General features: G+C 61.3%; 18 protein-coding genes. 5 read left to right on the forward strand and 13 right to left on the reverse strand.

Annotation, left to right across the window (positions count from 1 at the left end; translation table 11 throughout):
* Window positions 1-26 precede the first annotated feature (26 nt).
* Both scpA and SM763_RS03385 read right to left on the reverse strand, forming a co-directional pair.
* Window positions 27-2,153 (reverse strand): methylmalonyl-CoA mutase, encoded by a 2,127-nt coding sequence (gene scpA, locus SM763_RS03380; protein WP_368997565.1) that lies wholly within the window; start codon window positions 2,151-2,153, stop codon window positions 27-29.
* Window positions 2,119-3,051, reverse strand: coding sequence for a hypothetical protein (locus SM763_RS03385; protein ID WP_347509917.1), 933 nt, complete (start codon window positions 3,049-3,051; stop codon window positions 2,119-2,121). Before SM763_RS03385 ends, scpA begins: the two co-directional genes overlap by 35 nt.
* A 179-nt stretch (window positions 3,052-3,230) precedes the next feature.
* On the opposite strand from SM763_RS03385, the gene SM763_RS03390 reads away from it, so the two are divergent.
* Complete coding sequence (locus SM763_RS03390) at window positions 3,231-3,689, forward strand: DUF4174 domain-containing protein (protein WP_065270749.1); 459 nt, start codon at window positions 3,231-3,233, stop codon at window positions 3,687-3,689.
* Window positions 3,690-3,693: 4 nt separating this feature from the next.
* Here SM763_RS03390 and SM763_RS03395 read toward each other — a convergent pair whose 3' ends face one another.
* The 3 genes from SM763_RS03395 to SM763_RS03405 all read right to left on the reverse strand — a co-directional run bounded on the left by SM763_RS03395 (window position 3,694) and on the right by SM763_RS03405 (window position 6,850).
* Complete coding sequence (locus SM763_RS03395) at window positions 3,694-4,194, reverse strand: hypothetical protein (protein WP_347509916.1); 501 nt, start codon at window positions 4,192-4,194, stop codon at window positions 3,694-3,696.
* A gap of 272 nt (window positions 4,195-4,466) precedes the next feature.
* The gene (locus tag SM763_RS03400) at window positions 4,467-6,512 is read right to left on the reverse strand and encodes an acetyl-CoA carboxylase biotin carboxylase subunit (RefSeq protein ID WP_368997567.1); all 2,046 of its coding nucleotides are present in this window, start codon (window positions 6,510-6,512) and stop codon (window positions 4,467-4,469) included.
* 134 nt (window positions 6,513-6,646) lie between these two features.
* A complete protein-coding gene (locus tag SM763_RS03405) occupies window positions 6,647-6,850 on the reverse strand; it encodes a hypothetical protein (protein ID WP_065270752.1) in 204 nt (67 codons plus the stop codon).
* Between the two features lie 92 nt (window positions 6,851-6,942).
* Between SM763_RS03405 and SM763_RS03410 the strand changes: the two genes are divergently transcribed.
* A complete protein-coding gene (locus SM763_RS03410; protein ID WP_274828368.1) occupies window positions 6,943-7,185 on the forward strand; it encodes a hypothetical protein in 243 nt (80 codons plus the stop codon).
* Between the two features lie 164 nt (window positions 7,186-7,349).
* On the opposite strand, the gene SM763_RS03415 is transcribed toward SM763_RS03410, so the two are convergent.
* From SM763_RS03415 to SM763_RS03435, 5 genes are all read right to left on the reverse strand, one after another.
* Entirely contained in the window at window positions 7,350-7,706 is a 357-nt protein-coding gene (locus SM763_RS03415) for a hypothetical protein (protein ID WP_065270754.1), read from the reverse strand.
* 69 nt (window positions 7,707-7,775) lie between these two features.
* Window positions 7,776-7,916: a hypothetical protein gene (locus SM763_RS03420; protein WP_165832697.1), complete on the reverse strand. Its 141-nt coding sequence runs from the start codon at window positions 7,914-7,916 to the stop codon at window positions 7,776-7,778.
* Between the two features lie 214 nt (window positions 7,917-8,130).
* Window positions 8,131-8,508, reverse strand: a complete 378-nt coding sequence (locus tag SM763_RS03425; RefSeq protein WP_347509914.1) for a DUF6497 family protein — start codon at window positions 8,506-8,508, stop codon at window positions 8,131-8,133.
* A 304-nt stretch (window positions 8,509-8,812) separates the two neighbouring features.
* Window positions 8,813-9,163 (reverse strand): hypothetical protein, encoded by a 351-nt coding sequence (locus SM763_RS03430; RefSeq protein ID WP_274832506.1) that lies wholly within the window; start codon window positions 9,161-9,163, stop codon window positions 8,813-8,815.
* Window positions 9,164-9,170: 7 nt separating this feature from the next.
* The gene (locus SM763_RS03435; RefSeq protein WP_274828364.1) at window positions 9,171-10,703 is read right to left on the reverse strand and encodes an acyl-CoA carboxylase subunit beta; all 1,533 of its coding nucleotides are present in this window, start codon (window positions 10,701-10,703) and stop codon (window positions 9,171-9,173) included.
* A gap of 258 nt (window positions 10,704-10,961) precedes the next feature.
* On the opposite strand from SM763_RS03435, the gene SM763_RS03440 reads away from it, so the two are divergent.
* The 3 genes from SM763_RS03440 to SM763_RS03450 all read left to right on the forward strand — a co-directional run bounded on the left by SM763_RS03440 (window position 10,962) and on the right by SM763_RS03450 (window position 15,109).
* Window positions 10,962-12,329, forward strand: a complete 1,368-nt coding sequence (locus tag SM763_RS03440; RefSeq protein ID WP_368997569.1) for a M10 family metallopeptidase C-terminal domain-containing protein — start codon at window positions 10,962-10,964, stop codon at window positions 12,327-12,329.
* A gap of 105 nt (window positions 12,330-12,434) precedes the next feature.
* Complete coding sequence (locus tag SM763_RS03445; RefSeq protein ID WP_347509912.1) at window positions 12,435-13,655, forward strand: multidrug effflux MFS transporter; 1,221 nt, start codon at window positions 12,435-12,437, stop codon at window positions 13,653-13,655.
* A gap of 65 nt (window positions 13,656-13,720) precedes the next feature.
* Window positions 13,721-15,109 (forward strand): helix-turn-helix domain-containing protein, encoded by a 1,389-nt coding sequence (locus SM763_RS03450; protein ID WP_347509911.1) that lies wholly within the window; start codon window positions 13,721-13,723, stop codon window positions 15,107-15,109.
* A 55-nt stretch (window positions 15,110-15,164) separates the two neighbouring features.
* Here the strand turns inward: SM763_RS03450 and SM763_RS03455 are convergent, their stop codons facing one another.
* The 3 genes from SM763_RS03455 to betB all read right to left on the reverse strand — a co-directional run bounded on the left by SM763_RS03455 (window position 15,165) and on the right by betB (window position 18,824).
* A complete protein-coding gene (locus SM763_RS03455; protein ID WP_274828360.1) occupies window positions 15,165-15,407 on the reverse strand; it encodes an HP1242/YdcH family protein in 243 nt (80 codons plus the stop codon).
* Between the two features lie 194 nt (window positions 15,408-15,601).
* Window positions 15,602-17,257 (reverse strand): choline dehydrogenase, encoded by a 1,656-nt coding sequence (betA, locus tag SM763_RS03460; protein WP_065270762.1) that lies wholly within the window; start codon window positions 17,255-17,257, stop codon window positions 15,602-15,604.
* 109 nt (window positions 17,258-17,366) lie between these two features.
* The gene (betB, locus tag SM763_RS03465; RefSeq protein WP_347509910.1) at window positions 17,367-18,824 is read right to left on the reverse strand and encodes a betaine-aldehyde dehydrogenase; all 1,458 of its coding nucleotides are present in this window, start codon (window positions 18,822-18,824) and stop codon (window positions 17,367-17,369) included.
* Between the last annotated feature and the right edge of the window lie 25 nt (window positions 18,825-18,849).

Genomic DNA, 18,849 nt, shown 5'->3' on the forward strand with positions numbered 1-18,849 from the left:
TCAGGCCAACGCGCTGACCGCAAGGATCAGCTGCGCGCCTCGCGGATCAGTTTCAGGATATCCTGCGCCGCCTCGGGGATATTGGTACCGGGGCCGAAGATCGCCTTGACGCCATTGTCATAGAGGAACTGATAGTCCTGCTGCGGGATAACACCGCCGCAGATCACGATGATATCCTCTGCGCCTTGCTCTTTCAGCGCCTGAACCAGCTGCGGTGCCAGCGTCTTGTGACCTGCGGCCTGGCTGGAGATCCCGACCACATGCACATCGTTGTCGATGGCATCCTGTGCGGCCTCATCCGGGGTCTGGAACAGCGGGCCTACGTCGACGTCAAAACCGATATCAGCAAAGGCGGTCGCGATCACCTTGGCGCCGCGGTCGTGACCGTCCTGCCCCATTTTCACCACCAGAAGACGCGGACGGCGTCCTTCATCTGCAGCGAATTCATCGATCGATTTCTGGATCGCGGCAAAACCTTCGTCGCCTTCGTACGCGGCGCCATACACACCGGCCAGGGTTTTCACCTCGGCGCTGTGACGGCCGAATTCCTTTTCCATCGCCATGCTGATCTCTCCGACCGAAGCCCGGGCGCGGGCAGCTTCGACTGCGGCGGCCAGAAGGTTGCCACCTTCCTTGGCCACGCGGGTGACTTCATCCAAGGCAGCCGTGCAGGCCGCATCGTCGCGGGTGGCGCGGATCTTTTCCAGCCGCGCGATCTGGCTTTCGCGGACCTTGACGTTATCCACGTCCAGAATGTCGATCGGGTCTTCTTTTTCCTTGCGGTACTTGTTGACGCCGACGATCACCTCTTCGCCGCGGTCGATCATCGCCTGGCGACGGGCAGCGCTTTCTTCGATGCGCAGCTTGGGCATGCCAGAGGCGACCGCCTTGGTCATGCCGCCCATTTCCTCGACCTCTTCCATCAGGGCCCAGGCCTTGTCGATCAGCTCATTCGTCAGGCTTTCCACGTAGTAGGAACCGGCCAGCGGGTCGACCACATTGGTGACGCCGGTTTCTTCCTGCAGCACCAACTGGGTGTTACGGGCGATACGAGCCGAGAAATCCGTCGGCAGGGCAATCGCTTCGTCCAGCGCGTTGGTGTGCAGCGACTGGGTGCCGCCGAGGACAGCCGACATCGCTTCATAGGCGGTGCGGATCACGTTGTTATAGGGATCCTGCTCCTGCAGAGACACGCCCGAGGTCTGGCAGTGTGTGCGCAGCATTTTCGACCGGTCACTCTTGGCGCCAAAATCGGTCATCACCCGGTGCCACAGGGTACGCGCGGCCCGCAGTTTGGAGATCTCCATGAAGAAGTTCATGCCGATGGCAAAGAAGAACGACAGGCGGCCTGCGAATTTGTCCACATCCATCCCGGCCTCGATCGCGGCACGCACGTATTCGCGCCCATCCGCCAGCGTATAGGCCAGCTCCTGCACCAGGTTCGCGCCGGCCTCCTGCATGTGGTAGCCCGAGATCGAGATGGAGTTGAATTTCGGCATCTCGTTCGACGTATATTCGATGATGTCCGAAATGATCCGCATCGAGGGTTCGGGCGGATAAATATAGGTGTTGCGCACCATGAACTCTTTCAGAATGTCGTTCTGAATGGTGCCCGCCAGCAGGCTCTTGTCGTGGCCCTGCTCTTCACCTGCGACGATGAAGTTCGCCAGGATCGGGATCACCGCGCCGTTCATGGTCATTGACACCGAGACCTTGTCGAGCGGGATACCGTCAAAGAGGATTTTCATGTCCTCGACACTGTCGATGGCAACGCCGGCCTTGCCGACATCGCCCACCACGCGGGGGTGGTCGCTGTCATAACCGCGGTGGGTGGCCAGGTCGAAGGCAACCGAAACGCCCTGCTGACCGGCGGCCAGGTTGCGGCGATAGAATGCGTTACTTTCCTCGGCGGTCGAGAAACCGGCGTATTGCCGGATGGTCCAGGGGCGGCCTGCGTACATGGTCGCCTTCACGCCGCGCGTGAACGGGCCGAACCCTGGAAGCGTGCCCATATGGGGCAGCGCCTTGGTGTCTTCCTCGGTATAAAGCGGCTTGACGTCGATCCCTTCGAGCGTCTGCCAGGTCAGGTCCTCAAGCGGGCGGCCACGCAGCTCTTTTTCAGCCAGAGCCCGCCAATCGTCTGTCTTCGTCATGGGGTCTTCCTCTCGTCAAGTCGGTACGGAGCGGGTTTTGTCCCGCCACCTGTTTTTCCGGGTCATACATAATACGGGCCAGGCCATCGGCGCCCGAGGCCAGCCACATGAGATCATCAGCGTAACGCTCGCGCAGCACCGCGCTTTGCACCTCGTCCAGGGGGCGCCAGCGACCCTCTCCTTCGGGCAGGCTCCGGGCGGCCGAGGTCGGGATCATGCCGCGCAGTTCTTCCAGTCGCGGGGACGCCGCATGGCGCATGCGGGCGTTTTCGCGTGGCGCCTTGCACCCGGTCAGCAGCTCCAGCTGCAACTCGGGGCGGCCCCCAAAGGTTTCAAAGGGCAGCACCCGGATTTCAGTATCCGGCATGCTACAGGCCATGTCGGTCAGCACATCACGCCAGCTGCGGGTGCTTTCCAGCAGCCGGTTCAGCTGCCCTGTCGCAGGCACCCGATGCCCGCGCGCCACCGCATAGGTCAGCGCCGAGGTCCAGTAAGCTTCGAGGCTGCGCAGGTTCACCGCCAGCACCGACACCCTGCCATCAAAGGCTTCGTTGAAGCGCGCCAGACGCTCTCCGATCCCGCAGTAGAGCCCGGCAAGTCGCAGGTTTTCCCGCACGCTGCCGATCATGTTCTCGTCGCTGATCAGCAACTGCTCGGTACCCGCATCGCGGCTCTGGTCCAGACGCATCCGAAGCCGCCCACGCGCCCGTTTAGACGCCGCCGCAGCGCTGCCCACGGCCGGGGTTGGCTGAATGCCGTGAAACAGCCCGTCCCGGGTCAGATCCGGGCCCCAGACCTCCAGCCGCTGTTCGGCCAGCGCGGCGGCATTGAACCGCATATAATCCTGAAACGAGGTGGTGGCGCACCGATGAGCACCGACATGAACAATTACTTGCATCGCTTTTCCAGTCCTTTGGACGGGGTCCGTTTTTGCGGACCATCAGAGGGAGACGGACGGATCATGCCCTCTTCACCCTCTCAAAGCGGTTAATGTCCTCTGAATTTTTTTCGGCTCGAACACATTCGGCCATCGCATTCGCACTGGCGCGGCATATATTGACAGCAACAGGAGAGATCATGAAACCAATCCTAGCCCTTGTTCTGACAGCTTTTCTTCCCTGCGCCACCATTGCAGCCGGTGCCAGCGCCGAGGAAGCAACCACCGCCGATACCACAGGGTGGATCGAACCGGAGTACAAAGGCGATCTGAGCGATTTCCTGTGGCACAAACGGCCCGTTGTGGTCTTTGCCGACAGCCCTGAGGATCCGCGATTCCACGACCAAATGGAACGGCTGGCAAAACGTGCGGCGGATTTGCTGGACCGGGACGTGGTTGTTCTGACCGACACCGATCCAAGCGCGCGGTCCGACCTGCGCAAGAAACTGCGCCCGCGCGGCTTTATGCTGGTGTTGGTGGGCAAAGACGGCGGTGTGAAACTGCGAAAACCGCATCCCTGGACAGTGCGGGAGCTGACCCGGACCATCGACAAATTCCCATCGCGCCTGCGCGAGGTCGAAGAACGCCGCGGCAGCTGAGGCGTCAGCCGCTGCCACGCACGTAGATCAGCGCCCCGGCCTGCCGGTCGAGCACGATCATCGCATCGCCATCCGGCACGAAAATCAGCTGCGAAGTCGGGTTCATGATGGCCTGATAATAGACGCCCTTGACCAATTCGGTCATGCAGTGTGCCCCAGCCAAACCGGAGTTCAGCACGCTGATCCCCTGCGGCAGATCGCGAGACATGATTTCCTCGGTCAGCGCGTTGGGTGTTTTGCCCCGAACATCGAAATAGACCGGTTTGCCTGCCGAGAGCATATTCATGCCCGTCGCCATCGACCGTGCCCGGGACACCAACGAGCTGATGCGCGGGCTTTCGATGTAGAAGACCGCCGCAGTGCAACTGCTTGAGGATTCGAAGAAATAGGTCTCGCCCAGCTTGACCCAGGGCGCGATCTGAGCGCGCACTTCCTCTTCCTTGTCCAGCGCACAGGCCCCCAGCACCAAAAGGCCCGACAGCAGACTGACAGCAATGCGGATCATGTGGCGCCTCCGGAAACCCTTGATACCTCTCGCGTGCGGGCTGGACGCGGCACGAAACCGCCCCCACCATGCAGGAGCGGTCGCGGGCCCATCGCCCCGTCCGGATCAATCTGCCAGCCAATTCTGAAGAATTCGTGCATGGGTTGTCATACCCCGCACAAAAAAGGGCAGCCCCGGCCTCAGGGCGATGCCCTGTCCGGCCTCGCAGGCGGACTCGCGCGGCAGATCGCCCCGCAAACCCTCCGGCAAGTATGGCTGCCCCCTGCTGCACCTTATTCGAACTCCATGATGACATCGTCCACAGCGAGGCTGTCACCGGCGCTTGCGTTGACCTTGGACACAATCCCCTTGCGTTCGGCGCGCAGGATGTTTTCCATTTTCATCGCTTCAACGGTGCAAAGCGGCTGGCCTTCCTGCACTTCCTGGCCAACCTCGACATCGACCTTCACGATCAGGCCAGGCATTGGGCAGAGCAGCATCTTGGAGGTGTCCGGCGGCAGCTTCTCGGGCATCAGGCGCGCGAGTTCCGCCTGACGCGGCGTGCGCACGTGCACCTTCAGATCGGCGCCGCGGCTGCGGATGCGGAAGCCGCCAGAGATCTTGCCAACCTTCAGAACCAGTCCGCTGTCATCCGTAGAAACCCGCGCCAGCTGATCGCCCGGCGTCCAGTCCGAAGCCACCCGGACCGTTTCCCCGTCGGCAAAGCGCACGGTGGAGCCGGAGGGATCTGCCTCGATTGTCACATCGAAGGACTGGCCCTGAAGCGTCACCACCCAATCGGTTCCCACCTTGCGTTCGTGGTTGTCCATACGGCCCGACACACGAGTGCGGCGGATTTCGGCGACGCGGTGCATGGCTGCTGTGGCAGCCGCGATGCGGCGCAGCTCTGTCTCGGGCAGTTCGACGCCTTCAAACCCGTCCGGGTACTCTTCGGCGATAAAGGCGGTGGTCATGTCGCCGCTAACGAATTTCGGATGATCCATCACAGCCGACAGGAACGGCAGGTTGTGACCGATGCCCTCAACCTCGAACCCGTCCAGCGCATCACGCATGGCCGCAATCGCTGCCTCACGGGTCGGCGCCCAGGTGCAAAGCTTGGCGATCATCGGATCGTAATACATGGAGATCTCGCCGCCCTCATAGACGCCGGTGTCGTTGCGCACTGCGACGGGGCCTTCGGGCGCTTCGCCCTGCCATTTGCCGTTTTCCAGCAGCGGGCCAGAGGCTTGCTCTGCCGGGGGACGATAACGGGTCAGACGACCGATGGAGGGCAGGAAGTTGCGATAGGGATCTTCGGCGTAAAGGCGGTTTTCAATCGCCCAGCCCGTCAGTTTCACATCATCCTGAGTAATGCTCAGCGGCTCACCACCGGCGACACGGATCATCTGCTCCACCAGGTCAACGCCAGTGATCAGCTCGGTCACGGGGTGTTCCACCTGCAGGCGGGTGTTCATTTCCAGGAAATAGAAGTTCTTGTCGCCATCAACGATGAATTCCACCGTACCGGCAGAGGCATAGCCCACCGCCTTGGCCAGGGCGACGGCCTGCTCGCCCATCGCCTTGCGGGTGGCTTCATCAAGGAAGGGCGACGGCGCCTCTTCGACGACCTTCTGGTTGCGGCGCTGGATCGAGCATTCGCGCTCCCCCAGATAGATGCCGTTGCCGTGGGTGTCGCAGAGCACCTGAATTTCGATGTGGCGTGGCTGTGTGACGAATTTCTCGATAAAGATCCGGTCATCGCCAAAAGAGTTCGCCGCCTCGTTCTTGGAGGACTGGAAACCTTCGCGGGCCTCCTCGTCGTTCCAGGCGATCCGCATCCCCTTTCCGCCGCCGCCGGCAGAGGCCTTGATCATCACCGGGTAGCCGATCTCGTTCGAGATCTTCACCGCCTCATCGGCGTCCTCGATGAGGCCCATGTAGCCGGGAACCGTGCTGACGTTTGCCTCTTGGGCAATCTTCTTGGAGGTGATCTTGTCACCCATGCTTTCGATGGCCCCTACGGGGGGGCCAACAAAGGCGACGCCCTCGGCGGCCAGCGCCTCGGCGAATTTGGAGTTTTCAGACAGGAAGCCATAGCCGGGATGCACCGCTTGGGCGCCGCTCTGACGGATGGCGTCCATGACCTTGTCGATCACGATATAGGACTGGTTCGCGGGCGGCGGGCCGATGTGCACGGCCTCATCCGCCATCTGAACATGCAGCGCCTGCTTGTCCGCATCAGAATAGATGGCAACGGTCTTGATGCCCATTTTGCGCGCCGTCTTGATGACGCGGCAGGCGATCTCGCCCCGGTTGGCGATCAGGATCTTATCAAACATTGGCAGTCCCTTGTTCTCTTTTGAGCCGGAATGCAGGACGCCGCCCCCGGGACGCACCCGGGCGCGGCATCTGCGCGGTGGTTGAACCGGCCTCAAGGGGCCGGAATGTCAGGGCAAGGGCCGCGGCGATGCGATCAGCATTTGCCAGGGTTTTCCTTGCAGTAGATGAGATTTGCAGCTGTGCCAACAGCGGCGCCGGTAACCGGGTTGCCGTCGAGCAAAAGCGAGCCGAGCGCGCCTGCGCTGGCGCCATAGACGACCTGCTCGCCGGTTGACTGCCCACAGGCCGCCAATCCGCCGCACAGGGCCAGGAGCGAGAGTATCCGTGTTGCCTGCATTGCCGTTTTCCTTTTCTGACCGAATTTATCTGGCCAGAGAAGATTGCAGGACGCCCAACGAGCCGCAACGCGCGGGGCCTCTGGGTGCCGGAATGAGCGATGGACCGCCCGCTTTCCCGCAGCCTGTGGCGGGGTTCCGCGCACTGGATGCACTCAAGGAACAGGCAAATGTTGCGCCGCAAAAAAAGAGGCAGGCCGCGGATGGGGGCGCGGTCCTGCCCATCCAAGTCAAGGGACTGGAACAGATGCGTGACAGCGCGAGCATTCCGTACTGTCACATCCAGAATGCAGCTATTGGCAGGGGTGGAAAGCCCGGTGTTCTGCAACGCCACTGACTGCGCAGCTTCCCGCTGAAAGGCGCGCCCCATGTGCGAATTCACGCCGACGCAGCGCACAGAATCCCGGCATTGGCCGCCAAACAGGCGGGCGGACGGACCACCAGTCACCGGGGCTGCCGCGCAGTTGCGCAGTGCCGTGATATGGTAGCCCGCCAGAGCCATCAGTCTGCGGTCCCGTCAAAGGCTTCAGGGAAGGACAGGCGCGCGACATCCACATCGATGACAAGCAGTGCCTCGTAATCTTCGGGATCAAAGGGCTCTTCGGCGGCCACGACTTCGCGCCCGAACAGCCAGCTCAGCCGCCCGGCATCAAGGTTGCCCCGTTCGAAAGGCTGGTCGCCAAAATTCTCCCACAGCGCCCGCATAAAGGCCGCATCGGCCCTGCGGTCCGGCGGACGCCGGTCGCGGAACCGCTCACGCTGAGTGATCGGCGTGACCCCTTTGGGGTTTGGACGACGAATGGTGAACTGGAAATCGGTACCCGGAAGACGGCCGGGAAACCCGCGGTGTTTCAGCATGGTGATGCCTCCAGTCCGGCACCCCGCGCGGCGACTGGGGCCGGCCACAGGGCCGGACCCCTGACGATGTTACTTGTATTTGCCGGTGTAGGTCGGTTCGACCGAGATGGGCTCGGGCTCCACCACGACAAATTCTTCTTCTTTTGAGCCGCATGCAGCGACGGTCGCCAGCAAACCAGCCAGCGTGAAAAGCTTGATGCTCTTGGACATTTCTGTCTCCTGATTATTGTCCTGAAACCCGCCGAGGGAAGTACCTCTGCAGGGTTCGACCTCAATATGCGGACGGCATTTACGCCGCCCAGCTGCATCATAGCCGAATGACAGGTCTTTTCACATCGAAAACACGCGGAGCGGTAGCTTTGTGATCGCAAAGCCGCAGGCAAAGGTGCACTACAGTCGAGGGTCGCAAGATCTTGTAGATACATCAGAAACCCTCCCAGATGCAGGTGTCGCCACTCGGACGATAGGCTTCGAAATACTGGGTGGCGGCGGGATCCTGCACACCAAAGGGCACAGCGCGATCGGCAAATGAGATGACGATACGTTCCGGCTGCAGCGCGTGTTCCTGCATATAGGAGAGTGCCAGCTCCTGGCACAGGTGATCCATATCCGCCATCGCCTGATCATGGGTGGCTGTGCCGCCATTGCGGGAAATCTGCGGCGCCACGAAACGCAAGCGCAGCCACAGTGCACCAGGGTCACGATCCAGCAGCACTTCAGACAGGGTGACCGGCTGACCAGAAGGTACGGAAATCGGCGCCACTCCGGCCTCACCTGCCGAAGCGGCAGACGCTGCGAGCATATTCAGGAAACCAGAAACGACGGCCACAAAATATCCGCAGCCCCGACCCCAAAAACGATGGGCTCCTCCTGCCGGGGCTGCAGGCGCTGCGCACGCGGCGCGCGCTGTCCTTATGCCGATGAGCCGGATCATGGAGCCGATTCGCCCTTCGTGTCAAACGTTGTTACAAATTTGTGCAAAATGATTTGCCCAAGCGGCATTCTTTGGCGCCGCACAAACCCCGTACACGCATATGCAGAGCTGTGGGGCATTGCCTCTCCCACCACTCGCGCAGGACTACCGGAAAGGGCGCACATCAGGAAAGTCACAGATCCGCCCCCTGCCCGCGCGCCGCGTGGCGCAGCCAGCGCCCGCGGTTTGCCGGTTTTTCCAGCACAGCTTCAATCCGCTCGGCCAGCACCGGAGACACCAGCCCCAGGACGCGACCGCCAGCCGTCACCCTGACGCCCTCGGCGGTCTGCGCCACCCGAACCACCGGAGAGAACCCCCGCACGTCTTGCAACGCCCGCCACATATCCTGCCGGATCTGATGCGCCAGCCGTAACGGATCCGCCTTGGGCAGATCCGCGGCCACCGCCACATCGAACCGAGGTGGGCGCTGCCGACAGAGTGTCAGAGCCCCCTCCTCGCGCAGGATATGCCACGAACGCGCCATCAGCAGATCACAACGGGATGTTGTCGTGTTTCTTCCACGGGTTCTCGAGCTTCTTGTTACGAAGGCTCGCGAAGGCCCGGCTGACCCGCTTGCGGGTGGATTGCGGCATGATCACCTCGTCGATGAAGCCGCGTTCCGCCGCCACAAAGGGATTGGCGAAGCGGTCTTCGTAATCCTTGGTATGAGCCGCGATCTTGTCTGCGTCACCCAGATCGGCGCGGTGAATGATTTCGGTCGCGCCCTTGGCGCCCATCACAGCGATCTCGGCCGTGGGCCAAGCGTAGTTGAAATCGCCGCGCAGGTGCTTGGAGGCCATCACGTCATAGGCACCGCCATAGGCCTTGCGGGTGATGACGGTCACTTTTGGAACAGTCGCCTCACCATAGGCAAACAGCAGCTTGGCACCGTGCTTGATGACGCCGCCATATTCCTGCGTGGTGCCCGGCAGGAAGCCCGGCACGTCGACCAGCGTCAGGATCGGGATTTCGAAACAATCGCAGAAGCGCACGAAACGCGCTGCCTTGCGGCTGGAGTCGATATCGAGGCAACCGGCCAGAACCATTGGCTGGTTGGCGACAACACCCACGGTCTGCCCTTCGAGGCGAATAAACCCTGTGATGATGTTCTTGGCGAAATCTTCCTGGATCTCGTAGAAATCACCTTCGTCCGCGACCTTGGTGATGAGTTCCTTCATGTCGTAGGGCGTGTTCGGGTTTTCTGGGATCAGGGTATCAAGGCTTTCCTCGATCCGGCCCGGCTCATCAAAGAAGGGGCGCACCGGAGGCTTTTCGCGGTTGTTGAGCGGCAGGAAATCCACCAGGCGGCGCACTTCGGCCAGTGCTTCGACGTCGTTTTCAAAGGCGCCATCGGCAACCGAGGATTTCTTGGTGTGGGTCGAGGCACCGCCCAGTTCCTCGGCGGTGACGACCTCATTGGTAACGGTTTTCACCACGTCGGGGCCAGTCACGAACATGTAGGAGCTGTCTTTGACCATGAAGATGAAGTCGGTCATGGCAGGCGAATAGACCGCGCCGCCCGCGCAGGGGCCCATGATAACCGAGATCTGCGGCACCACGCCCGAAGCCATGATATTGCGCTGGAACACTTCGGCATAGCCAGCCAGCGAGGCAACGCCTTCCTGAATACGGGCCCCGCCCGAGTCGTTGATACCGATCACCGGCGCGCCGTTTTGCACGGCCATGTCCATGATCTTGCAGATTTTCTGCGCGTGGGTTTCGCTGAGCGAGCCGCCAAAGACGGTAAAGTCCTGGCTGAAAACATAGACCATACGGCCGTTGATGGTGCCCCAGCCAGTGACAACACCATCGCCGGCAGGCTTTTGTTTTTCCATACCAAAATCGGTGCAGCGGTGCGCGACGAACATGTCGAACTCTTCAAAGCTGCCTTCGTCCAGCAACAGATCAATCCGTTCGCGCGCTGTCAGCTTGCCGCGTCCATGCTGCGCATCGATCCGCTTTTGCCCACCGCCCAGCCGCGCGGTGTCGCGGCGCTCTTCCAGCTCGGAAAGGATATCTTTCATGGCACAGGTCCCCTATAGATTTCCGGGCGACAATAGCCCGGGGGCTGTCTGGGCCAAAGCCCTTTGTCGCAAATTTGCAAATCGTTTGCATACGCCATAAGCAAATTTGCATATTTAGCAAAATCCTCGGCATTATCCGGCTGCAAACCGCCGGTCTTGGCGCACCGCGGGCTAGCGCCTCTTTCCTCAACCCCGACCCGGCAGTAAGCTTTTGATCAGTAACCGTCGATCCCGGTAACCAGTGAGGAAAATGATCAGATGCTGAGCCAAGCGGAAATCATCAAGGCCCTGCAATTCGCCCGCTTTTACGACAGCGATCCGATGAACTCGACTGGCGCTCCGCGGCTCGAGATTACCTATCAATATGCCGGCACGCAGCAGCCGGGTGACCTCCCCACAGACACCACCTACAGCGGCTGGCGGGATTTCACGACCGCCGAGAAGGCCAATTTCGAGACCGCGCTGGCGCATATCGAAAGTTTTCTGAACGTCGAATTTACCGAGGTCAGCGGTGAGGACGATCCGGATATCAACGTCGGCGCAGTCACCCTGTCCGGCAACACCTCGGGCTATGGCGGTTACGGTGTCAGCTTTTTTGACACCACCATTACCGAATGGGACGGCTTCGTAGTCTTTGACGAGAGCCGCGATCTGTCCTCGGCCGATGCAATGAATCTGCTGCTGCACGAACTGGGCCACGCGATGGGCTTGCGGCACACATTCGACCCGGACGCCAACCTGCCGGAGGAATACGACAGCAACCTTTATTCCATCATGTCCTACACTACCAACCCGATCAACGGCCAGGACAGCGGTGCGATGATGCTGTTCGACGTCCTGGCGCTGCAGGACATCTGGGGCTCAGCCGACTACAACACCGGCGACACCCGCTACACCGGATCGCGCACCAATACCGTTGATGCGATCTGGGACAGCGGCGGAGAGGACACCCTTGATGCGAATGGCCGGGCGGATGGCGTTGTCTTTGACTTGCGCGCGGGCAGCTTCTCCAGCTTTGATGCCGAAAGCGACGTGGTGATCACCTTTGGCAGCGAGATCGAGAACGCCACCGGCGGGCTTGGCGATGACCGCATTACTGGCAATGGCGGCAACAACACCCTTCTGGGCGGCGGCGGCAAGGACACGATCTTTGGCCAAAGAGGCAGCGACCAGCTCGAAGGCGGCGCCAGCCGGGATCGCCTGTTTGGCCAGGGTGGGCGCGATGATCTGGAAGGCAACGCCGGACGGGACGTTCTTCGCGGCGGCAACAGCAAGGATTTCCTGAGCGGAGGCGGACACCGGGACCGGCTGTTCGGCGGCAATGGCAACGATACGCTGAAAGGCAACGGCGGCAACGACATCCTGAACGGTCAGTCCGGCAATGACAGGCTGTTCGGCGGTCGCGGAGATGACAAGTTCGTGTTCAACAACAGCTTCGGCAACGACACGATCAGAGATTTTGCCGATGATTTGGATAGCCTTGAGATCACTGGCCACGGCGATCAGGCCACCCTCCTTGCCGCGGCAAGTGACACGGACAAAGGCGTTTTGTTCGACTTTGGCGCCGACACCCTGTTGGTCAAGGGCATTACACTGGCCGATATTAGCGACGACATTCTGATCTGACGGCATCGCCATTCGGCACGGGGCACATTGATGGCCCCGCCCGCGCACAGGGGGTGTGTAATATCACCAATAGACAATTTGTCGCTGCTGCACTAACCCCTTAGCATGACAACTACTCCGCGCATGAACATCTCTCCCCGGGCGCCCCGAACGGCGCCCCATATCGGTACGCTCATCCTTCTGGCAGGCATCTCTGCCCTCGCGATGAATGTCTTTCTGCCTTCCCTGCCGGGCATGGCAGTATATTTTGAGGTCGACTACCGGCTGATGCAGCTCTCCGTCGCGCTTTATCTGGCGGTGAACGCGGTGGTGCAGATTCTGGTTGGCCCGATTTCGGACAAGATGGGCCGCAGACCGGTGATTCTTGCCAGTATCATCCTGTTCCTGATGGCCACACTCGGCTGCATCTTTGCCCCGAATGCGGAAATTTTTCTGTTCTTCCGAATGGCACAGGCTGCGATTGCCGCCACCATGGTGCTGAGCCGTGCCGCAGTGCGTGACATCTATGACACCGACAAGGCTGCCAGCATGATCGGCTATGTCACCATGGGCATGGCTGTGGTCCCGATGATCAGCCCCGCGATCGGCGGGATTCTGGACCAGATCTTTGGCTGGCAGGCCAACTTCTGGCTGCTGGTGGTGCTGGCACTGGGCACCTACGCGCTGACCTATTTCGATTTTGGGGAAACCGCGCAGAAAAGCGGCAAGACCCTGCTTGCGCAGTTCAAGGAATACCCCGAACTGTTCCGCTCGCCGCGCTTCTGGGGTTATTCGCTGGCCTCTGGACTGGCCTCCGGCGCCTTCTTTGCCTACCTCGGCGGCGCACCCTTTGTCGGCACACAGGTCTATGGCCTTGACCCGGCGACGCTCGGCATCTGTTTTGCCGCGCCCGCAGTCGGGTACTTCCTGGGGAACTTTGTTTCCGGGCGCTTTTCCATGGCCTTCGGCGTCAACCGTATGGTGCTCTGGGGCTGTATCATCAACGGGGTCGGCGTTGCTATCTCTCTAGGGATCGCGCTGGCCGGGCTGGACAGTCTTTATACCTTCTTCGGCTTCATGACTTGCGTCGGCCTCGGCAATGGTATGGCCATCCCGAATGCCACTGCGGGCGCGATTTCCGTGCGCCCGCACCTGGCCGGGTCTGCCTCGGGCCTTAGCGGTGCCATTATGATTGGCGGCGGAGCGGGCCTTAGTGCGATGGCGGGCTGGGTTCTGGTACCCGGCGCCACAGCCGTGCCGCTGCTTGCTATCATGTTTGTCACAGCCGTGCTGGGACTTCTTGCGATCATCCTTGTGATCCAGCGGGAAAAATCTCTGCAGCTCTAGCGCCTTGCCCCATCGGGTTTGCAATTATACACTGAGCGTGGAGATGATTTGCAAAGGTAGACCCGATGGCCACCCAAAAGCTTTATGCCGGAGCCAAGCTGCGCGAAATGCGGACCCGGCTTGAGCTGACGCAAAAGGATTTTGCCGCCAAGCTGGGTGTCTCCCTGCCCTATCTCAACCAGATGGAGAACAACAACCGTCCGGTGTCGACCACCGTGGTGCTGGCTCTGGCGCAGGAATTCGGCATGGATGTCACCGAGCTGAGCACCGGTGACAGCGAGCGCCTGGTCAGCGACATGCGCGAGGCGATGGCGGACCCGGTTTTTGCCGATGACCCGCCGCCCTTAGCCGATCTGCGCCTGACCGCATCGAACGCACCGGCGCTGGCGCGTGCCTTCCTGACGCTGCACCGGGCCTACCGGCAGACCCACGAACGGCTTGCCTCTCTTGATGAGGCACTGGGGCGCGAGGATGCCCGCATCCAGGCCAGCCCCTGGGAGGAAGTGCGCGATTTCTTCCATTATTGCGACAACTACATCGACGCGGTGGACCGGGCCGCAGAACGCTTTGCTGGCGCGGCAGATGTGCGCGCTGCGGCGCTATCGGCGCTGGAAAACGCCGGGATCACGGTTCAGATGACGGATATGACCGGGCTGCGCAGCTACGACGCCGAGAGCCGCACCTTAAGGCTCTCAAACCGCAGCGCCCCCTCTACTCAGGTATTTCAGCTGCTGCTGCAGGTGGCGCTGCTCAGCCAGGACAGCCTGCTGGAGGCGACGCTGGATTTTGCCCGCTTCCAGACCAGCGAAGCCCGCGCCATCGCCAAGATCGGCCTCGCCAATTATTTCGCGGGCGCCGCCCTGATGCCCTATGGCCGGTTCCTCGCCGCTGCGCAGGAGACCCGCCACGATCTGGAGCGACTGGCCACCCATTTCGGCGCCTCGATCGAACAGGTCGCACACCGGCTGTCGACCCTGCAACGGCCGGGCGCCAAGGGCATTCCCTTCTTCTTTGTGCGGGTGGATCAGGCCGGCACCATCACCAAACGCCATTCTGCCACACGGCTGCAGTTTGCCCGCTTTGGCGGCGCCTGCCCGCTGTGGAACGTACACCGGGCCTTTGAAACGCCGGGCCGATTCCTGCGTCAGCTGGCCGAAACCCCGGATGGGGTACGCTACCTGTCGCTGGCCCATGATGTCTCAAAACCCGGCGGCTCCTTCGGCTCACCGGTGCGGCGCTATGCCATTTCCCTTGGCTGCGAAGTGCGCCATGCAGATGCGCTCATCTATGCCGACAGTCTGGATGTGAATAATGCCTCCGCTTACGAGCCGATCGGCATTTCCTGCCGTATCTGCGAACGCAAGGACTGTCACCAGCGGTCTGTCCCGCCACTGGAACGCCGCCTCAGCATCAATGCGGATGCACGTGGCGTACTGCCCTACGAGGTCAGCTGACACAAAATGGGGCCCGCATTGCGGACCCCGGAACTTTTTACCAACGCTCTGTGCTTCAGGCCTTTTCGGACAGGAGGCTCCAGATTTCGTCCTTGAGTGCGGCACGTTTCTTGCGCATCTCAACCTCGGCCAGCTCCTCAACCGGCTCCACATTGGTTTCGGCACGGTGCACGGCGCGGTTCACCTCGTGATACTCATCCGCAAGCTTGGCGAAATGCGCATCGGATTGTTTCAACTGGCTGATCAGCTCCGCCTTGTCGGGGAATTCCTGGGCCAGTTCATGAGGCGTGTTGGACATCTGTTCGCTCCTTTATCTGTATTGCTTGACAGGACATTAGATGCTGGTTTGAAACCTCACTTTGACCGGGATCAAATCAAAGGCCCGCAAGCAACATTTCTGCTGCGCTTTAAACAGAGGTGCATCAGATCCAACAGGAAACCGCCCCGCTGCGTGGTGCAGGGGGCGGCCTTATCAAACAGTAATTGAGGTGCTTACCTCTGTGCGGCTTGCCAGCCCGGATGGAACCAGGGTTCGGCATTTGAAGACGGCAGGCGGCGCCCCAGAATGTGATCTGCGGCCTTTTCTCCGGTCATGATCGACGGGCCGTTGAGGTTGCCATTGGTAATGCGCGGGAAGATCGAGCTGTCCGCCACCCGCAGGCCATCGACGCCGATGACGCGGCATTCGGGATCCACAACCGCCATCGGATCATCCTCTGCTCCCATCTTGCAAGTGCCACAGGGGTGATAGGCGCTTTCGGCATGCTCGCGGATGAAACTGTCGATCTCATCGTCGCTCTGCAGTTCATTGCCGGGCTGGATCTCATGCTTGACGAAGGGTTTGAAGGCATCCTGCGAAAAGATCTCCCGTGTCAGGCGGATGCATTTGCGGAAATCCTCCCAATCCTGCTCGGTGCTCATGTAGTTGAACAGGATCTTCGGCGCCGCCTTGGGATCGGAAGAACGCAGGCTGACATTCCCGCGCGAGGGTGATCGCATGGGGCCGACATGGGCCTGGAACCCGTGCCCTTCGGCGGCGGCCTGACCGTCATAGCGCACCGCCATCGGCAGGAAGTGGTACTGGATATCCGGATATTCAACCCCCTTGTCCGAGCGGATGAAGGCCGCGCTTTCGAATTGGTTGGAGGCGCCAAGACCTGTCTTGGTGAACAGCCACTGCGCCCCGACCAAACCTTTGCCCAGAAGGTTCCAGTATTTGTAAAGGGTAATCGGCTGGCTGCAGGCCATCTGCATGTAGACCTCAAGGTGGTCCTGAAGGTTCTGCCCCACGCCCGGACGATCCGCCACTACGTCAATCCCGTGTTCGGCCAGATGGGCCGCCGGTCCGATGCCGGACAGCATCAGCAGTTTCGGCGAGTTTAGCGAGGACGCCGAGACGATCACTTCGCGGTTTGCCCGGATCACCTCGACCTTGCCGCCGCGCTCCACCTCGACCCCGGTGGCACGCCCCTCTTCGATCACGATGCGGCGCGCCAGGGCGCGGATGACATCGCAGGTGTCGCGCTTCAGGGCCGGCCTAAGATAGGCATTGGCCGCCGACCACCGCCGTCCCTTCCAGACAGTCATCTCCATCGGGCCAAAGCCTTCCTGCTGCTGGCCGTTATAGTCTCCGGTTACCGGATAACCGGCCTGGCGCCCGGCCTCGACAAAGGCATCGTGCAGGGGATTGTCGCGCGGGCCGCGGCTGATGTGCAACGGACCATCGGTGCCGCGCCAGTCAGGATCGCCGCCGTGGCCCCCATCGTGCCAGGTTTCCATCCGTTTGAAATAGGGCAGCACATCCGCATAGGACCAACCCCGGGCGCCGCTTTCGGCCCAGTGGTTGTAGTCGCCGGCATGGCCGCGCACATAAACCATCCCGTTGATCGAGGAAGAGCCCCCAATCACCTTGCCACGCGGGCAGACCAATTCGCGTCCGCCCAGATGCTGTTCCGGTTCGGATTTATAGCCCCAGTCATAAAGCGACATGTTCATCGGATAGGACAGCGCCGCAGGCATCTGGATAAAGGGGCCCATATCGGTGCCCCCGTGCTCGATCACCAACACCCGGTGCCCGGCCTCGCTCAGCCGGTAGGCCAGCGCACAACCAGCAGATCCGGCGCCCACAATCACATAATCAGCGTTCATCGCATTTCTCCGTCACCGGTCAACGACCCGTCCAAACCTGGCCTGCCCCCTGCCCCGATTGCCCTTCCGGGCGACGGGGCGGGTGGGTGGGCGTTGACCGGAAGGGCAATCAGAAGGCCGCTTCGACATCGCCCATGCGCACATAGACGGATTTGACCTGGCTGAAGTGTTTGATGGCTTCCTTGGAATTCTCGCGCCCCACACCGCTGGCCTTGACCCCTCCAAAGGGCGCCTCGACCGGCGCGTCGTTGTAGGAGTTGATAAAGCAGCTGCCCGCCTCCAGCGCCCCGATCACCCGGTGAGCCCGAGTGAAGTCACGAGTAAAGACACCTGCGGAGAGGCCGAATTCCGTGGCATTGGCGCGTTCGATCACCTCTTCCTCGGTTTCGAAATCCAGAACCGACATCACCGGACCAAAGATCTCCTCGCGCGCGATCACCATATCGTCCGTCACATCGGCAAAGACGGTCGGCGCAATGAAATAGCCGGGTCGGTCCACACGTTCGCCGCCGCAGATCAGGCGCGCGCCCTCGGCCTTACCCTTTTCGATATAACCCAGAACGATCTCCATCTGCCGTTCTGACACCATGGGGCCAAAGTTGACCGCCTCGTCCTGCGGATCTCCCAGAACCGCGCCTTTGGTCCGCTCGGCCAACCGCGCGAGGAATTTCTCCTTGATGCCCTTTTGCACAAAGACCCGGGTGCCGTTCGAGCAGACCTGCCCGGAAGAATAGAAGTTGCCGTTGATCGCACCGCCAACCGCGTTTTCAATATCGGCATCGTCGAAAATGACCAGAGGTGACTTGCCGCCCAGCTCCATTGTGACGTGCTTCATGTCGGCCGCAGCGGCAGCGTAGACCTTTTTGCCAGTCGGTACCGATCCGGTCAGCGACACCTTGTCGACGCGCGGGTCGGCAACCAAGGCTCCGCCAACTTCGCCCATGCCCTGAACCACGTTGAACACCCCTGCAGGTAGGCCTGCCTCGTGCAGGATCTCGGCAACCTTCAGGGCGCAAAGCGTCGTTGTCTCGGAAGGTTTGAACACCATGGCATTGCCACAGGCCAGCGCCGGCGCCGCCTTCCAGCAGGCGATCTGCGTGGGATAATTCCAGGCGCCGATCCCGACGCACAGCCCCAGGGGTTCGCGCACGGTATAAACCCAGTCTTCGCCCAGCGGGATATGCTCGCCAGTGAGGCTGGCGGCCAGACCGCCGAAATACTCCAGCGCATCGGCGCCAGAGGTCGCATCCGCCACCAGCGTTTCCTGCAAGGGCTTGCCGGTGTCATAGGTTTCCAGCACCGACAGCTCGTGATTGCGTTCGCGCATGATGTCGGCGGCGCGGCGCAGGATACGGCCGCGCTCGGCACCCGTCATCTTCGCCCAGGCCTTTTGCGCCGCCTGGGCCGAAGCGAGCGCCTCTTCGACGATCTCGGGCGTCGCGGCATGCACGGTGGCGATCTCTTCGCCGGTGGCCGCATAGATCACCGGAATGGCGGTCCCAGCGGTGTTTTCGACATAGGCGCCATTGATGAAATGGCTGGCCTTGGGGGCTGCGGGATGGGTCATGATAGTGGCCTGTCCAGTCTTGAAA

Source organism: Pseudophaeobacter sp. C1-32P7 (genome assembly GCF_041008775.1).
GTDB classification, from domain to species: Bacteria; Pseudomonadota; Alphaproteobacteria; order Rhodobacterales; family Rhodobacteraceae; genus Phycobacter; species Phycobacter gallaeciensis_A.

Coding starts and splice junctions, on each gene's coding strand:
- scpA (WP_368997565.1), bottom strand. CDS start 2,153: ATGACGAAGACAGACGATTGGCGGGCTCTGGCTGAAAAAGAGCTGCGT.
- SM763_RS03385 (WP_347509917.1), bottom strand. CDS start 3,051: ATGCAAGTAATTGTTCATGTCGGTGCTCATCGGTGCGCCACCACCTCG.
- SM763_RS03440 (WP_368997569.1), top strand. CDS start 10,962: ATGCTGAGCCAAGCGGAAATCATCAAGGCCCTGCAATTCGCCCGCTTT.
- SM763_RS03430 (WP_274832506.1), bottom strand. CDS start 9,163: ATGGCGCGTTCGTGGCATATCCTGCGCGAGGAGGGGGCTCTGACACTC.
- betA (WP_065270762.1), bottom strand. CDS start 17,257: ATGAACGCTGATTATGTGATTGTGGGCGCCGGATCTGCTGGTTGTGCG.
- SM763_RS03450 (WP_347509911.1), top strand. CDS start 13,721: ATGGCCACCCAAAAGCTTTATGCCGGAGCCAAGCTGCGCGAAATGCGG.
- SM763_RS03410 (WP_274828368.1), top strand. CDS start 6,943: ATGAGCGATGGACCGCCCGCTTTCCCGCAGCCTGTGGCGGGGTTCCGC.
- SM763_RS03400 (WP_368997567.1), bottom strand. CDS start 6,512: ATGTTTGATAAGATCCTGATCGCCAACCGGGGCGAGATCGCCTGCCGC.
- SM763_RS03435 (WP_274828364.1), bottom strand. CDS start 10,703: ATGAAAGATATCCTTTCCGAGCTGGAAGAGCGCCGCGACACCGCGCGG.
- SM763_RS03390 (WP_065270749.1), top strand. CDS start 3,231: ATGAAACCAATCCTAGCCCTTGTTCTGACAGCTTTTCTTCCCTGCGCC.
- SM763_RS03395 (WP_347509916.1), bottom strand. CDS start 4,194: ATGATCCGCATTGCTGTCAGTCTGCTGTCGGGCCTTTTGGTGCTGGGG.
- SM763_RS03415 (WP_065270754.1), bottom strand. CDS start 7,706: ATGCTGAAACACCGCGGGTTTCCCGGCCGTCTTCCGGGTACCGATTTC.
- SM763_RS03405 (WP_065270752.1), bottom strand. CDS start 6,850: ATGCAGGCAACACGGATACTCTCGCTCCTGGCCCTGTGCGGCGGATTG.
- SM763_RS03445 (WP_347509912.1), top strand. CDS start 12,435: ATGACAACTACTCCGCGCATGAACATCTCTCCCCGGGCGCCCCGAACG.
- SM763_RS03425 (WP_347509914.1), bottom strand. CDS start 8,508: ATGCTCGCAGCGTCTGCCGCTTCGGCAGGTGAGGCCGGAGTGGCGCCG.
- betB (WP_347509910.1), bottom strand. CDS start 18,824: ATGACCCATCCCGCAGCCCCCAAGGCCAGCCATTTCATCAATGGCGCC.
- SM763_RS03420 (WP_165832697.1), bottom strand. CDS start 7,916: ATGTCCAAGAGCATCAAGCTTTTCACGCTGGCTGGTTTGCTGGCGACC.
- SM763_RS03455 (WP_274828360.1), bottom strand. CDS start 15,407: ATGTCCAACACGCCTCATGAACTGGCCCAGGAATTCCCCGACAAGGCG.